This window comes from Massilia sp. BHUDP2 (genome assembly GCF_046236355.1).
In the GTDB taxonomy this organism is placed as follows: Bacteria; Pseudomonadota; Gammaproteobacteria; order Burkholderiales; family Burkholderiaceae_D; genus Telluria; species Telluria varians.
Window position 1 is genome coordinate 75,460 of the sequence record NZ_JBJUVW010000004.1, and the last position, 14,946, is coordinate 90,405.

Consider the following 14,946-nt stretch of genomic DNA (forward strand, 5'->3'; position numbering starts at 1 on the left):
CACAAGAAAGGCAGTACGTCATGCAGCAATTACTCGGTATCGCGATCGTGCTCGGGGCCGTGTTCGGGGGTTTCTCCCTGATGGGAGGCACCTTCTCCGCGATCTTCCACCCCACCGAACTCCTGATCATCGGCGGGGCGGCGCTTGGCGCCCTGGTGCTCGGCAACCCGAAGCACGTGCTGGGCGAAATGGCGCACCAGCTGAAAAAGGTTGCGGCGCGCAAGAAGCACGATTCGGAATTCCAGCGCCAGCTGCTGCTCCTGATGTACGAACTGCTGCAGACCGCCGCCGGCGGCCTGAAGGCGCTCGACGCCCACGTCGAGGCGCCGGCGGAAAGCCCGCTGTTCCAGCGCTATCCGCGCATCCTGGAAGAGCCGAAGCTGCTGGCTTTCATCGTCGACAACTTCCGCCTGATGGCCATGGGTAAAATCAACGCCCACGAGCTGGAAGGCGTGCTGGAGCAGGAACTGGAAGCCATCCATGAAGAACTGACCCAACCGGCCAAGTCGCTGCAGAAGATCGCCGAAGCAATGCCCGGCTTCGGCATCCTGGCCGCGGTGCTGGGCATCGTGATGGCGATGTTCTCGGTGTCGGGCGGCGCCGATTCCGGCGAGATCGCCGAGAAGATCGGCGCGGCCATGGTCGGCACCTTCATCGGTATCTTCTTCTGCTACGGCCTGCTGGAACCGCTGGCCAACCTGATGAAGCAGATGGTCAATTCCGAAGCCTCGACCATGGAAACCGTGAAGGTGGTGCTGTGCACCCACGTGGCCGGCAAGCCGGCCTTGCTGGCGATCGACGCCGGGCGCCGCCTGATCCAGCTGAACACCAAGCCCAGCTTCGCCCAGCTCGAACAGTGGATCAATGCCATGGGCGGCGAGGATGAGTCGCAGAACAAGCGGCGCCGCGGCACCGATCGCATGGCGGGTTGATCGTGGCCGGTCCTTCTTCCAAAAACGACAAGCACGAAGCCACCATCGTCAAGCGCGGTGGCGGCAAGCATGCCCACGACGAGCACGGCGGCGCCTGGAAGGTCGCCTTTGCCGACTTCTGCCTGGCCTTGATGGCACTCTTTCTCGTCTTGTGGCTGATTGCCTCGCGGGAACAACAGAACCTCAAGAAAATCGTGCGCGACGCCACCGACAGCGGTATGCTCGAGGGCATGGGCCACAAGCCGGCCATCGCGGCCGAGCCGAGCGGCAGCCTGATCGAGCGCTTCCAGCTGCCGACCGCCGGCGGCAAGGGCAGCAACGACCCGGGCGCACCGAGCCAGCCGCGCGTGGCCTACGAGTCGCCGTCCGAACTGGCGGCCCTGTCGAAGGCGCTGGGCGAGATGAGCCGCGAGGCCGGCCTCGCCGCCAACCTCGACGCCGTGGTGACGCCCTACGGCCTGCGCGTGATGCTGCACGATACCGACAACCAGGGCATGTTCATGCGCGGCAGCGCCCTGCCCACCGGCCGCTTCGTCAAGCTCCTGCGCAAGATGGGCCCGCTGTTCGCGCAGATGGAAAACCAGATGCTGATCGTCGGCCACACCGACTCTTCGCGTTTCGCCGGCCCGGACAAGGGCGGCTACTCGAACTGGGCGCTGTCGACCGACCGCGCGCTGTCGGCCAGGGCCGAGCTGCTTGGCGGCGGCATGCGCAGCGCAAGCGTGCTGCAGGTGGTCGGCATGGCCGACCGCGGCCCGATCGACGCCGAGAAGCCGCTGGCGGGCGTGAACCGCCGCATCGAACTGCTGATCCTGACCAGTACGCAATCGCGCCTGGTGTCCAGCATGTTCGGCAAGCCCGGCGCCACCCTCCCGCTGGGGAAGGAAGCGTCGATCGAGATGCCCGACGCGACAGCCCTGGAAAAGCTGCGCGGCCAGTTGCCGAAATGAGGGCCAGCACATGAGCATACAATCGAAAACCCGAGGACCCCGCATGAAAATCTCCGGCACGATCACCTCCACCGTGAACGTCGGCACCCAACCGGTCACGGTTGCAGCGCCGGCCGAGGCGCCGGCCGCGGCGGCGAGCGCACGCGCCGCCGCCCCTGCCCTCCAATCCGAGGTGCTGCAGCCGGCCGCCGAGGCCCTGCGCGCGATGCCCGATTTCGACGCCGGCCGCGTGGCCGAGCTGCGCGACGCCCTGGCCAAGGGCGAGCTGCCCTTCGATCCGGGCCGCCTGGCCGGCCTGATCCAGCGCTTCCATGGCGGAGGCCGCGGATGAGCAGGATGACTCGCCAGCAGGCCAACCTGCTGCTTGCCGACGGCGTGCAGGCCGACGTGCGCGACAGCGCCGAAGTGCTGGCCCTGCTGGAACGCCAGTTCGAGGCCGCGCTGCGCCACCGCAGCAGCGAGCTCAATCTCCTCGCCGAACAGCTCACGCCCCTGCTCGACGCCATGGAAGCGCGGCGCCAGCAGCGCGTGTCGCTGGTGCGCGCCCTGCTGGGCGAAGGCGCGAGCATGGCGGACTTCATCGCCGGCCTGGCGCAACCCGCGCAAGGCGCGCTGGCCGCGGCCTGGGCCAACCTGGAAAGCACCGTGCAGGCCTGCAAGGCGGCCACCACCCGCAACGGCGGCCTGCTGGCGGAACAATACAGCGTGATGCAGCGCGTGCTGCACGGCGAGGACGACACCTATGCGCCACGCTGATTTCTCGATGCCGTCGATGCAGCCGACCGCGGCGACCGCCGCCACCCGTCCGACCGCGGGCATGGATGGCGGCAGCGGCGCCGGCTTCGGCCGCATGTTCAGTGAAGTACAGGGAGAAGTCGCCGCCTATATCCAGCATGGCGACGCCGGCGAAGCGGGCGGCGCGGCCAGCCTGAATGCCGAAGGCGCCATCTGGCGCGCCCGTGCGGCCGGCTTGATGGGCGGCGAGACCGCCGTCGACGGCCCGGATGGCCTGGAGGCTAGCAACGCCGCCGGCACGCCGGAGCAGCGGGCTTTCCTGGAAAGTATCGCGCCCTGGGCCCAGCAGGCCGCGCAGCAGCTGGGCGTGGCGCCGGAACTGGTGTCGGCCCATGCCGCGCTGGAATCGGGCTGGGGCCAGCGCCCGCTGAGGAAAAGCAACGGCGAGTCGAGCCACAACCTGTTCGGCATCAAGGCCGGCGGCGGCTGGCAGGGCGCCGTGAACGAATCGGCTACCACCGAATACGTGGCCGGCGCGGCGATCAAGACGCGCGAGCGCTTCCGCTCCTACCCGGATGCCGGCGCCGCCTTCCGCGACTATGCCCAGATGCTGATCGATAACCCGCGCTACAAGGGAGCGCTGGGCGTCGGCGGCGACGCGCGCGCCTTTGCCCAGGGTCTGGCGCGCGGCGGCTATGCGACCGATCCCGCCTATGCGGCCAAGCTGGAACGCCTGGCTACCAAACTGCAGAACAGCGGGGGTTAAGAGCGCCTAACAAAACCCCTAGGGCAAGGCGCAGCGTCGAAGACAGTACGCTAGTACGGCGAGACGATGCAACGCAGCCATAGGGGGAATTGTTAGGCGCTCTAAGGCTTTCGGCTGATGCCAGGGGCCATGTCGACCGGTTCGACGGTGCCGGCGCCGGCCACGCGCATGCGCAGCACCTGGCCGCTGGCCGTATTGCGCACCCGGACCACGGCGCCCTGCGCGCCGGCGTCCAGCGCCTCGCCCGCCATGCTCACCTCGATGCCTTCGTGACGCGCCACCATCAAGACCTGGTCGCCGCGCTTGACCACCTGGGGCGCCACCAGCTGGTTGGCGCGCAGCACTTCGCCGGCGCGCAGGCTGCGGCGGCTGGTCTGGCCGATGGCGGCTTCCGGTGCGCCGATGGCGTCGCCGATCAGGGTGACGTCGCGGCGCTCGAGCGTGACGTGCTCAATGCCCAGCACTTCGCCGGCCCTGAGCGGCATGGCGGTGACGGCGACCTGGGCGCTGACGCGGGCGCGCACGATGAAATCGTGGCGCCAGCCTTTCGGATCCGGGCAGCGCGCCACGAAGCGCATGCGGCTGTACTGGCGGGTGTCGACTGCCTCGATCTCGACCGGGGCACTGCAGGGCGGGGCTGGTCGGGCGCTGACGACATCGAGCTCGACTTGCGGCTCTGACAAGCCGCTGCTTAGCAGTTGTTTGTCAATTTGTCCACGCGCCTCTTGCTCTACTGCTAAAGAAATAGGTTGCGCGGCGTCGATTGTGGCGCACAAAAGACAGGTTACAATGCCGATGGTTGCCGTACGGAAAGCAATCATTGTTAAATAGAGGCCGTGAAAATTTCATTTTACCGAAACAAGCGGAAATAAAACCGACAGAGGATCGCCATGACGATTAATTTCAAGGAAGCCCTCGGCGTGCACGCCGACGCGCTGCAGGTGCGCGCCGAACGCACCCGCGTGCTCGCGGCCAATATCGCCAACGAGAGCACGCCGGGTTACACCGCGCGCGACATCGACTTTGCGTCCGCCCTGCAGGAGCAGATCGATGCCGAGGCGGGCGAGCCGACCCTGTCCTCCGACGGTCCGCTGTACCGCGTGCCCTACCACCCGAGCGCCGACGGCAACACCGTCGAGATCGGCGTCGAGCAGGCCGCGTTCTCGCAGAACGCTTCCGACTTCCAGACCAGCCTCACCTTCATCAACATGAAGCTGAAGGGCCTGGCCAAAGCAATCAACGGCCAGTAAGAGGACACCGAACATGGGTTTCAAAGACATTTCGAATATCGCCGGTTCGGCCATGGCGGCCCAGACCGTGCGCATGAACACGATCGCCAGCAACCTGGCCAACGCCAATGCCGTGTCGGGCTCGGAAACCGAAGGCTACCGCGCGCGCAAGCCGGTGTTCGCCTCCCTCATGGGCGAGGACGGCGGCGCCCGCGTACAGGTGCTGGACGTGGTCCAGTCGAGCGAACCGCTGCGCAAGATGTACGAGCCGGACAATCCGGTGGCCGACGCCGACGGCATGGTCTACTACGCCAACGTCAACGAAGTCGCCGAGATGGCCGACATGATGGCCGCTTCGCGCGCCTTCGAGACCAATGTCGAGGTCATGGGCCGCATCAAGAGCATGCAGGCTTCGCTGCTGAAGATGGGCGAAGGCTGAGCACGATGACCACCACCACCGGCACCAATAACTCCTTCGGCTTCCCGGCATCGACCACGCCGGCGAGCGACAAGATCGCAACCGGCGTGACCACCAGCGAGAACAAGGACATGTTCACCAAGCTGCTGGTCGCCCAGATCCGCAACCAGGACCCGCTCGCGCCCTCCGACCCGAGCCAGTTCGTGAACCAGCTCTCGCAGCTGTCGCAGACCGAAGCGCTGCAGCAGCTGGCCCAGACCACCAGCGCCAGCGCTAGCGTGCTGCAAAGCCTGCAGGTGCTGGCCATGGGCGCCCAGGTCGGCAGCGAAGTCTCGGTCGAGACCAGCCGCGTGCGCCTGGACGGCGACAAGGTCTCGGGCAGCATCCAGCTGGGCGGGGCCAGCAGCGTCACCAACCTGGTCCTGACCGCCGTCGACGGCAAGCAGACCCGCGTCAGCCTGCCCGCGCACGGCGCGGGGAGCCTGCCCTTCTCGATCGACCCGGCCAAGCTCGGCCTGGCGCCGGGCAACTACAGCATCAGCGCCGAGGCATCGGACGGCACCAAACCCGCGGTCGAAGTCACGGGCCGCCTCGACAGCGTGCGCATGTCGGCCGCCGGCGGCATCCTGCTGCAGGTCGCCGGGATCGGCGAAGTCGAACCCTTCGCCGTCACCGGCTTCAACGGCAAGGCCACCGCTGCCCTCGCCTCTACCGAACACTGAAAGGAAACTCCATGAGCTTCAACATCGCACTGTCCGGCATCCAGGCCATCAACGAGCAGCTGGAAGCCGTTTCGAACAACATCGCCAACGCCGGCACCTACGGCTTCAAGAGCAGCCGCGCCAACTTCGCCTCGGTGTATGCCGGCGAGCAGGCGAACGGCGTCGAGATCGGTTCGCTGACCCAGAACATCAGCCAGAACGGCAGCCTGCAGACCACCGGCCGCGGCCTCGACGCCGCGATCCAGGGTCGCGGCTTCTTCACCAGCCGCGACGCCCAGGGCGTGATGCAGTACACCCGCGTCGGCATCTTCAATGCCAACAAGGACGGCTACCTGGTCGACGCCGCCGGCCGCAACGTGCAGGGCTATGGCCCGAGCGTGGGCGGCGTGCTCGGCATGATGGGCGACATCAAGATCCCGACCGGCCAGATCGCGGCCAAGGCCAGCACCGGCGTTGCCTACGTGGGCAACCTGTCGTCGGACTGGAAAGTGCCGACCACCACCACCTTCGACCCGGCCGACGCGACCAGCTACAACATGGTCAAGCAATCGGTGCTGTTCGATTCGCTCGGCAACCAGCACACCGTGTCGCAGTATTTCGTCAAGGCCGCAGCCCCGGCGCCGGACAACACCGTGGACGTGCACTACGCCTTCGACGGCGCCGCGCCGATCACGACCACGACCCGCCTGACCTTCGATACCAACGGCAACCTGCCGCCGGCCACCAAGAGCGTGCCCCTGACCGTGCCGGCGCCGGGCGCCAGCACCCTGAGCTTCACCGTCGACTACACCGGCACCACCCAGTTCGCCGGCGAAGCCACCACCACCACCAACCGCAGCGACGGCTATGCCTCGGGCAGCTTCGTGGGCGTGGAACTGGCCGAAGACGGCTCGATCGTGGCCAAGTACAGCAACGAACAGCAGCAGGTCGTCGGCACCCTGGCGATCGCCACCTTCCCGGACGAAGGCAGCCTGGTCCAGACCAGCGACACCAGCTGGGCCGCCAACAACGGCTCCGGCGCGCCGCTGTACAGCACCCCGGGCATCGGCCTGGCCGGCAAGCTGTCCAAGGGCACCCTGGAAGGCTCGAACGTGGACATCACCTCGGAACTGGTCGGCCTGATGACCTCGCAGCGCAACTACCAGGCCAACTCGAAGGTGATCACCGCCGAGAACCAGATGATGCAGGCCCTGATGCAGGCACTCTAATCCATGGACAAGCTGATCTTCACTGCCGTCAGCGGCGCCGAGCGCACCCTGCGTGCGCAGCAGGTGCGCGCCAACAACCTGGCCAACATCGAGACCGCGGGCTTCCGCGCCAATCTCGAAGTGGCCGCGACCCAGGCGATGCAGCAGGGCTACGGCTACGACAGCATGCACCTGTCGAAGGTCGATGCCGACACCATCTCGACCCGCGCCGGCGCGGTGCGCGAAACCGGACGCCCGCTCGACGTCGCCATCAACGGTAACGGTTACCTGGCGGTCCAGTACGGCGAAGGCGAAGCCTACACCCGCGCTGGCGCGATCGATATCGACGCCGAGGGCAATCTGTCGGTCAACGGCCACCCGCTGATGGGCGAAGGCGGCCCGATCGTGTTGCCGCCGCACCAGGCGGTCGAGATCGGCACCGACGGCACGATCTCGGTGCTGACCGAGGGCGCGACCCTGATGCAGGCGGTCGACAAGCTGCGCCTGGTGAATGCCGAAGGCGCGGAACTGACCAAGAACGAAGCGGGCCTGATCGTCTCGCGCCAGGGCGAACCGCTCGAAGCGGACCCGAACGTCACCGTGCGCGGCCGCGCCCTCGAGGGCAGCAACGTGTCGGCGGTGGAAGAGATGGTCGCCGTGATGAGCCTGAACCGCAGCTTCGAGATGCAGATGAAGCTGTTCAAGGCCAGCGACAGCATGAACGAAGTGGGCAACCGCCTCATTGGCGCTTAAGCACGCCATCACCATATTTAAGGAGCAAACATGAATCCAGCAATGTGGATCAGCAAGACCGGCGTGCAGGCACAGGATGCCAAGCTGCAGGCGATCGCCAATAACCTGGCCAACGTGAACACCGTCGGCTTCAAGCGCGACCGCGTCGTGTTCGAAGACCTGTTCTACCAGGTCGACGCCCAGCCGGGCGCCCAGAGCGCGGACAACACCGTCTCCAACGGCGTCCAGCTCGGCAACGGCACCCGCATCGTCGGCACCCAGAAGGTCTTCACCAACGGCAGCATGCAGACCACCAGCCAGCCGCTGGACGTGGCCATCAACGGCGCCGGCTTCCTGCAGGTGCGCCGCCCGAACGGCGAACCGGCCTTCACCCGCGCCGGCCAGCTGCAGGTCGATGCCAACGGCACCCTGACCAATGCCCAGGGCCTGCCGCTGGTGCCGCAGATCACCGTGCCGCAGAACGCCACCGCCGTCACCATCGGCGAGAACGGCATGGTCTCGGCCACCGTGGCCGGCTCCACCGCGCCGCAGGAACTGGGCCAGCTCACGCTGACCAGCTTCGTCAACCCGGCCGGCCTGCTGGCACTGGGCGAGAACCTGTTCCAGGAAACCGGCGCCTCGGGCACCGCCAACGAAGGCCGTCCGGGCGACGGCGCCTTCGGCAAGCTGAAACAGGGCGCGCTGGAAGGCTCGAACGTGCAGGTGGTCGAAGAGATGGTCGACATGATCGCCGCCCAGCGCACCTACGAGATGAACACCAAGGTGCTGTCGGCCGCCGACAACATGCTCCAGTACCTGGCACAGGCTGCACGCTAAATAATGAAACTCCTTACCGCGGCGCTGTGCGCCACGCTGTTGACAAGTCTGCTGACCGGCTGCGCCTCCGCGCCGCCGCGCCAGGCCATGAACGACGACGACGATTTCGTGCCGATGGCAAGAACAAGCGCGCGCGGCGTCTCCGGCGGCGTGTTCACGGGTGAAGCCGTGTCGCTGACCTCGGACAGCCGCGCCTACCGCGTGGGCGACGCGGTCACCGTCATCCTCCAGGAAACCACCCAGGCCAGCAAGCGCGCCGGCACCAGCTTCTCGAAGGAATCCTCGGCCGGCGTGTCGCCGATCGCGGCGCTGGGCAAGACCTTCAGCAAGACCGCGATCGACCTGTCGGCCGAGCGTGAATTCCAAGGCAACGCCACCAGCACCCAGCAGAACGCCCTGTCCGGCGCGCTGACCGTGATCGTGCAGGAAGTGCTGCCGAACGGACTCTTGCGCGTCGCCGGCGAAAAGAACCTGACCCTGAACCAGGGCGAGGAGTTCGTGCGCCTGAAAGGCTTCATCCGCGCCCAGGACATCGACAACGACAACCAGGTGTCCTCGCTGCGCGTGGCCAACGCCCGCATCGCCTATTCCGGCAAGGGCGCGCTGGCCGATGCCAACCAGCCGGGCTGGCTGACCCGTTTCTTCAACAGCCCCTTGATGCCGTTCTGAGGACGACATGATTCAAAATTTTAGCCTTTCTCGTGGTTTTCGAATCATGTTGTGCGCCGCCGTACTCGGCGCAGCCGCCCTGCCCGGCGCCGCCAACGCGGCGCAGGCGCTGCGCAACCTGGTCAGCGTCGAAGGCGTGCGTGAGAACCCGTTGGTCGGCTACGGCCTGGTGGTCGGCCTGAACGGCAGCGGCGACTCGACCCAGGTCAAGTACGCCAGCCAGTCGGTGGTCAACATGCTCAAGCAGTTCGGCGTGCGCCTGCCGGAAGGCGAAGACGCGCGCAACAAGAACGTCGCCGCCGTCATGGTGTCGGCCGTGTTCCCGCCCGGCTACCGCCGCGGCCAGGCGATCGACGTCACGGTGTCCTCGCTGGGCGACGCCAAGAGCCTGCGCGGCGGCACCCTGCTGCTCACCCAGCTGCGCGCGGCAGACAACGAAGTGTATGCGCTGGCCCAGGGCAACCTGGTGGTCGGCGGCCTGAATGCCACCGGAAAAAGCGGTTCCTCGGTGACGGTGAATACCCCGACCACCGGCCGCATCCCGAACGGCGCCATGATCGAGCGCGAGATCGCCACCGATTTCGCCACCCGCCCGCAAGTGATGCTGCGCCTGCGCCAGCCGCACTTCGAGACCGCCACCAACGTGGTCAATGCGATCAACGCCAAGTACGGCCCGATCGCCACCACCGCCGACGGCACCAGCGTCGAAGTGGTCGCGCCCACCAATCCGACCGAGCGCGTGGCCTTCATGGCCAGGCTGAACAACCTGCCGGTGGAAGCCGGCGTCGAGATCCCGAAGGTGGTGTTCAACTCGCGCACCGGCACCGTGGTCATCGCCGACGGCCTGCGGGTAAAAGCGGCCGCCGTCACCCACGGTTCGCTCAAGGTGATCATTTCGGAAAGCTCGCGCGTCTCGCAGCCGGGTCCGTTCTCGCGCGGCCAGACCGCGGTGACGCCGGAATCGAAGCTGTCGGTGGACCAGGGCTCGGGCCAGATGTTCCGCTGGCCGGCCGGTGCCAGGCTGCAGACCATCATCGACGTGGTCAACAGCCTGGGCGCGTCGCCCGACGACATCATGGCGATCCTGCAGGCCCTCGACCAGGCCGGCGCGATCGAAGGCGAACTGGTGGTGATCTGATGAAGATCGACCAACACCAGCCGATCCCGCTGCAGGCCGGCGCCGAGGCCCCGGTCGTCGCCGCCGCCGACCAGCCCGACCCCGTCTATGTCGCGAAAGCCACCAAGGCCGCCGTCGAGTTCGAGCGCTTCTTCATTTCGCACATGCTGAAGGAAATGCGTTCCTCGACCCGCGCCATGGCCGCCGAGGACAGCGTGTTCAACAACCGCGTCAACCAGGACATGCAGGACATGGCCGACGACCTGCTGGCCGGGAACATGGCCGGCAACCGCGCCTTCGGCATCGCCGACGCCATCCTGCGCCAGCTCGTCCCCGGCGCCAAACCCGGCAACAAGGCCTGATGCGCAAAGCTTTACGCGCAGGACTTAATAAGATGCAATAAACGGTCGCCTTGATCAGGTGTACCCCGCTCGAGGAAGAATCCGCACCATGGCCATCATCAACAATGCCCTGTCCGGCGCGCTTGCCGCCCAGGTCGCGCTGACCACCAGCAGCCACAATATCGCCAACCTGCAGACCAAGGGCTATACCCGCCAGGCCGCCCTGCTCGGCGCAGTCGGCCCGGACGCCAACCCGCGCTCGCCGGGCAATGGCGTGCAGGTGTCTTCCCTGCTGCGCTTCTCGGACAACTACAAGAGCCAGGCCATGTGGCGCGCCGCCGCCGACCTCGGCGCCTATTCGCAGACCCAGCCCTACCTGAGCCAGCTCGAAAACGTGATGGGCGACGAGACCGCCAGCCTGTCGGCCGGCATCGACCAGTTCTTCGGCGCGCTCAACGCAGTGGCCGGCGACCCCGGTTCGACCCCGCTGCGCCAGCAGGTGCTGACCTCGGCCGCCCTGATGGCGGAACGTTTCAATGGCCTGAACAACGTCTTCAACGCCCAGCTGCAGTCGGTGCGCAACCAGCGCAGCGCGATCGTCGATTCGGCCAACGCCCAGATCGCCACCATCGCGCGCCTGAACCAGCAGATCAGCGAAGCGCAGGCCGGCGGCCTGAGCTCGTCGAGCCTGATCGACGCGCGTGACCAGGCCATCGACGAGCTGGCCAGCAAGATGGCGCTGGAAGTCTCGGACAACGGCGACGGCACCCGCGACATCTCGCTGAAAACCGGCCAGGCCCTGGTGCTGGGCAGCATGCACGGCAGCCTGAAGGCGGCGCCGACCGCCACCTCGCCACAGGAGTTCTCGCTGAGCTTTGCCGGCACCACCTATGTGCTCGACGCCGGCAAGCTCGGCGGCCAGCTGGGCGGCCTGGCAAAATACGAAACCGAAAAGCTGGTGCCGCTGCAAACCGGCATCGGCGACATGGCGAGCCAGATCGCCAGCAAAGTCAATGCCCAGCTCGTGCTCGGCTACAAGGCCGACGGCGTCGCCGGCCCGCCAGTGACGGCCTCGCCGGGCGAAGCCCTGTTCGTGTTCACCCCGGGCGGCGGCGCCGACATGCTGAAGGTCGCCGGCACCCTCGAGGCGGCCGACCTCGCCTTCTCCGCCGACGGCAATCCGGGCGACACCGGCAACCTGCAGAAACTGGTCGCCATCAAGAGCCAGTCGATCTCGGTGACCAGCATCGGCACCGTGCTGCTGAGCGATGCCGACGCCCAGCTGGTCGGCAAGCTCGGCGTCGACAGCCAGCTCAACAAGGCTGCGCTGAAGACCACCCAGACCGTGCGCACCCAGTCGGTGGACGACTGGCAGTCGACCAGCGGCGTGAACCAGGACGAGGAAGCGGTCAACCTCGTCGAATACCAGAACATGTACCAGGCGAACATGAAAGTCATTGCCATCGCCAACCAGCTCTTCGACGCCACGCTGGCGATGATGGGCTAAAGGAACCACCATGCGTATCGCTACCTCCCAGTACCAATCGACGATGAACCAGTCGCTCCAGAACAACCAGGAGCGCATCACCCACCTGACGCAGCAGCTGGCATCCAACAAGCGCATCATGGTGCCGTCGGACGACCCGGTCGACAGCGTACGCCTGGCACGCCTGGCGCGCGAAGAAGCGACGGTGCAGCAGTACCGCGACAACATTGCCTCGATCAAGATTCGCATGACCAAGACCGAGGGCATCCTGCAGAACATGGCGGACGAGCTGATCCCGGGACGCGACCTGCTGGTCTGGGCTTCCGACGGCAGCAATGCGCCGCAAGACCTGAACGCCATGGTGTCCCCGCTCGAATCGCTGCGCGAAAGCCTGTTCTATGGCGCCAACTCGATCGACCAGGAAGGCAACTACAATTTTTCGGGCACCCTGACCAGGACCGCGCCGATCGCCTACGATCCGGCAGCGCCGCTCGGTTCGCGCTACACTTACGTCGGCAACACGAATTCGCAACAGGTCGTGGTCGGCAACGGCATCACCCAGCCGGCCAACCAGAACCTGGAGGGCATCGAACAGCTGCTGAACCGCCTCGACCAGGCAATCGTCGGCCTGAAAGCGCCGACCGCCTCGGCCAACGACCCGACGCTGCGTGCGACCCTGAGCAGCACCCTGGACGGCTTCGACGGCGCCCTCAACCTGCTGAGCAGCAAGGTGGCCACCCTGGGCGGTGCGCAGAACATCATGAAGACGCTGGACGCCAACCACGCCAACATCAGCCTGTCGAACAAGATGGCGATCACCGACATCGGCACGCTCGACGTCGGCGAAGCGGCCACCTCGCTCAACGCCTATTCGACTGCCCTGCAGGCCACCTACAAGGCCTACAGCCGCATCGGCACCCTGTCCCTCTTCTCGATGTTGTAATACGATAATCCAGCATGGAAGCTGCCCTCCGTCCGGCCAACCCGGCCAACTCGCCGATCAACAATTCCGTTGCCGCGGCCTCGACCGCCGCGGCGGCGCGCGCCAATGCGATCAAGCCTGCCGACCCGGACAGCCGTGTCGTTACCCCGCCCCCTGCCGCTGCCCCGCTCCAGCGCGGCCTCAGGTGGGATACGCGCACGCAGGGCGACGTTGCCCGGGCCCAGCAGGCACTGGACTACCTGGCGCGCGTCGCCTCCCAGCTCGAGGCCCTGAAGGCCGACCTGAGCGCCAAGATCTCCGGCCGCGGCGACCCGGCGCGCCAGATCGAAGCCCGCTCCCAGCAGCTCGCCACGGCGCTGGAGTCGCGCCGCAAGCAGTCCGGCGGCGGCGTCGACGCCCAGCTGGATTTCAGCGACGGCCAGCCCGCCATGACGCGCTTCCGGATCCGCGGCTTCGACCTCGCCTCGCTGCAGTCGGCCGGCCAGCAAACCTATGCCTTCTCGGTGGGCAGCGCTGGCGGCCCGCAGCTGACTGCCACCATCGAGCCCGGCATGACGCCGGAAGAGATCGCCGCCCGCCTCGACCGCACCCTGTCGCCGGTGAAAGTCCGCGTCTCGCTGGACAGGCAACAGCAGCTGGTGTTCAGCGCACCGGAATCCGAGTGGGTCGGCATGAAGGATGCGATCGCGATCTCGGGCCGCGGCCGTGTCGACGTGGCCGAAGACCCGGCCGGCCTCGCGCCGGAACAGTGGAATGTCGGCAACCCGGACGCGCTGCGCCAGAGCCTGCGCGAAGTGGTCCAGGCCCTGGCGCGGGTGCGCCGTTCGCAGGAAGCCGCCAGCGCCGCACTGAGCGCGGCCATGGCGCGTGTCGAACAAGCAGCCATTCCGGAAGCGGAGCTGGCGGCCATCAGCGGTGACTTCGCCGCCACCGCGGCCAGCCACGATTACCAGTCGCTGCTGGCGATCACCTCGGCCCTGGTCGGCGTGAGCCGCGAACGGGTGCAGGCGCTGCTCGGACTGCGCTGATCGGTCCCGATCATGAAAAAGCCCTCCGACGCCAGGCGCCGGAGGGCTTTTTTACTGCTTGCGTGCTGTTAAAAGCGTTTAGAAGCCGTACTTCAGGCCGGCGCTCCAGACGTTGGCGCGGGCGCCGAAGTCCTTGGACTTGCCGTAACGCTCATATTCCGCCACCAGTGCCGTGTTCTGGTTCAGCTTGTACTCCACGCCGACGCCGGCGTAGCCGCTGGTGTCATCCTGCTTGAAGTTGCCCACGTTGGTGTTCAGCTTGCGCTCGCTGTGCGAGATGCCCAGCTTGCCGTAGGCCGACACCTGCTCGTTCACCGGCATGGTGTACTTGGCGGCGACATAGGTGCCGTAGCCTTCGGTGTTGCCGCGCACGCCGCCATTGGCGAAGTCGGTCTTGTGGTGGTTGGTCCAACCGGCCTCGACACCCATGCGCTCGTCGAACTGGTAGCCGGCGAACAGCTTGCCGTCGGCCTTGTGGGCGTCAACGGTGCTGTTCTTGGCAGTCACGGCGCTAGCGCCGACATAGCCGCGCCCGGCATTGGTCTGGGCCTGGGCGGTACCGGCGACGGCGGCGGTGGCGATCAGTGCAATCATCAGCTTTTTCATGCGAACTCCCTTCAATAATCTTCATCTGGCTCGCAATTCACAATGAATCGCGTTGTAGACACAATAGCAAACCCAGCCGGCTGAGCCCAGTGCAAACCTGGTAAGAACTGTAACAAGATGCAAAATTGAGACCAGATCCGCACTTATGTGCGCCAGATGACGGACGATACAAGCATGTAACCGGAAGCGAACGGATGTTCGAAATAAAAAAAAACCCGCTGCAAGCAGCGGGTTTTCCTGGAGCAGCC

19 protein-coding genes are annotated in these 14,946 nt (G+C 66.5%); 17 read left to right on the top strand and 2 right to left on the bottom strand.

Annotated elements, in window-relative coordinates:
• Positions 1-20: 20 nt before the first annotated feature.
• Genes motA through ACK6C6_RS21975 form a run of 5 tightly spaced genes read left to right on the top strand, consistent with a single transcriptional unit; the run spans position 21 to position 3,383 of the window.
• Entirely contained in the window at positions 21-932 is a 912-nt protein-coding gene (gene motA, locus ACK6C6_RS21955; protein WP_209588048.1) for a flagellar motor stator protein MotA, read from the top strand.
• Between the two features lie 2 nt (positions 933-934).
• On the top strand, positions 935-1,882 hold the full coding sequence (locus ACK6C6_RS21960) for a flagellar motor protein MotB (protein ID WP_409269283.1): 948 nt from the start codon (positions 935-937) through the stop codon (positions 1,880-1,882).
• Between the two features lie 43 nt (positions 1,883-1,925).
• Positions 1,926-2,213 (top strand): flagellar biosynthesis anti-sigma factor FlgM, encoded by a 288-nt coding sequence (gene flgM, locus ACK6C6_RS21965; RefSeq protein WP_409269285.1) that lies wholly within the window; start codon positions 1,926-1,928, stop codon positions 2,211-2,213.
• On the top strand, positions 2,210-2,638 hold the full coding sequence (flgN, locus tag ACK6C6_RS21970; RefSeq protein ID WP_209588045.1) for a flagellar export chaperone FlgN: 429 nt from the start codon (positions 2,210-2,212) through the stop codon (positions 2,636-2,638). Before flgM ends, flgN begins: the two co-directional genes overlap by 4 nt.
• On the top strand, positions 2,625-3,383 hold the full coding sequence (locus tag ACK6C6_RS21975) for a glycoside hydrolase family 73 protein (RefSeq protein WP_409269286.1): 759 nt from the start codon (positions 2,625-2,627) through the stop codon (positions 3,381-3,383). Before flgN ends, ACK6C6_RS21975 begins: the two co-directional genes overlap by 14 nt.
• A 101-nt stretch (positions 3,384-3,484) precedes the next feature.
• Here ACK6C6_RS21975 and flgA read toward each other — a convergent pair whose 3' ends face one another.
• On the bottom strand, positions 3,485-4,066 hold the full coding sequence (gene flgA / locus ACK6C6_RS21980) for a flagellar basal body P-ring formation chaperone FlgA (protein WP_409269288.1): 582 nt from the start codon (positions 4,064-4,066) through the stop codon (positions 3,485-3,487).
• A gap of 207 nt (positions 4,067-4,273) precedes the next feature.
• Between flgA and flgB the strand changes: the two genes are divergently transcribed.
• The 12 genes from flgB (at position 4,274) to ACK6C6_RS22040 (ending at position 14,092) form a co-directional block, all read left to right on the top strand.
• Positions 4,274-4,633, top strand: coding sequence for a flagellar basal body rod protein FlgB (gene flgB, locus ACK6C6_RS21985; protein WP_027866935.1), 360 nt, complete (start codon positions 4,274-4,276; stop codon positions 4,631-4,633).
• 13 nt (positions 4,634-4,646) lie between these two features.
• A complete protein-coding gene (gene flgC, locus ACK6C6_RS21990) occupies positions 4,647-5,051 on the top strand; it encodes a flagellar basal body rod protein FlgC (protein ID WP_036217083.1) in 405 nt (134 codons plus the stop codon).
• 5 nt (positions 5,052-5,056) lie between these two features.
• The gene (locus ACK6C6_RS21995; RefSeq protein ID WP_409269289.1) at positions 5,057-5,752 is read left to right on the top strand and encodes a flagellar hook capping FlgD N-terminal domain-containing protein; all 696 of its coding nucleotides are present in this window, start codon (positions 5,057-5,059) and stop codon (positions 5,750-5,752) included.
• Positions 5,753-5,763: 11 nt separating this feature from the next.
• Positions 5,764-6,960, top strand: a complete 1,197-nt coding sequence (locus ACK6C6_RS22000; RefSeq protein WP_409269290.1) for a flagellar hook protein FlgE — start codon at positions 5,764-5,766, stop codon at positions 6,958-6,960.
• Positions 6,961-6,963: 3 nt separating this feature from the next.
• Positions 6,964-7,692, top strand: coding sequence for a flagellar basal body rod protein FlgF (locus tag ACK6C6_RS22005; protein ID WP_027866931.1), 729 nt, complete (start codon positions 6,964-6,966; stop codon positions 7,690-7,692).
• A 30-nt stretch (positions 7,693-7,722) separates the two neighbouring features.
• Positions 7,723-8,508, top strand: a complete 786-nt coding sequence (gene flgG, locus ACK6C6_RS22010) for a flagellar basal-body rod protein FlgG (RefSeq protein ID WP_409269292.1) — start codon at positions 7,723-7,725, stop codon at positions 8,506-8,508.
• 3 nt (positions 8,509-8,511) lie between these two features.
• Entirely contained in the window at positions 8,512-9,177 is a 666-nt protein-coding gene (gene flgH / locus ACK6C6_RS22015) for a flagellar basal body L-ring protein FlgH (protein ID WP_409269294.1), read from the top strand.
• Between the two features lie 46 nt (positions 9,178-9,223).
• A complete protein-coding gene (locus tag ACK6C6_RS22020; protein ID WP_409269295.1) occupies positions 9,224-10,315 on the top strand; it encodes a flagellar basal body P-ring protein FlgI in 1,092 nt (363 codons plus the stop codon).
• Positions 10,315-10,656: a rod-binding protein gene (locus ACK6C6_RS22025; protein ID WP_409269297.1), complete on the top strand. Its 342-nt coding sequence runs from the start codon at positions 10,315-10,317 to the stop codon at positions 10,654-10,656. Before ACK6C6_RS22020 ends, ACK6C6_RS22025 begins: the two co-directional genes overlap by 1 nt.
• An 88-nt stretch (positions 10,657-10,744) precedes the next feature.
• Complete coding sequence (flgK, locus tag ACK6C6_RS22030; protein WP_409269298.1) at positions 10,745-12,142, top strand: flagellar hook-associated protein FlgK; 1,398 nt, start codon at positions 10,745-10,747, stop codon at positions 12,140-12,142.
• Positions 12,143-12,152: 10 nt separating this feature from the next.
• Positions 12,153-13,064, top strand: coding sequence for a flagellar hook-associated protein FlgL (gene flgL, locus ACK6C6_RS22035; RefSeq protein ID WP_209588035.1), 912 nt, complete (start codon positions 12,153-12,155; stop codon positions 13,062-13,064).
• A gap of 14 nt (positions 13,065-13,078) precedes the next feature.
• The gene (locus ACK6C6_RS22040) at positions 13,079-14,092 is read left to right on the top strand and encodes a hypothetical protein (protein ID WP_036217058.1); all 1,014 of its coding nucleotides are present in this window, start codon (positions 13,079-13,081) and stop codon (positions 14,090-14,092) included.
• 78 nt (positions 14,093-14,170) lie between these two features.
• On the opposite strand, the gene ACK6C6_RS22045 is transcribed toward ACK6C6_RS22040, so the two are convergent.
• Positions 14,171-14,698, bottom strand: a complete 528-nt coding sequence (locus ACK6C6_RS22045; RefSeq protein ID WP_036217055.1) for a porin family protein — start codon at positions 14,696-14,698, stop codon at positions 14,171-14,173.
• Between the last annotated feature and the right edge of the window lie 248 nt (positions 14,699-14,946).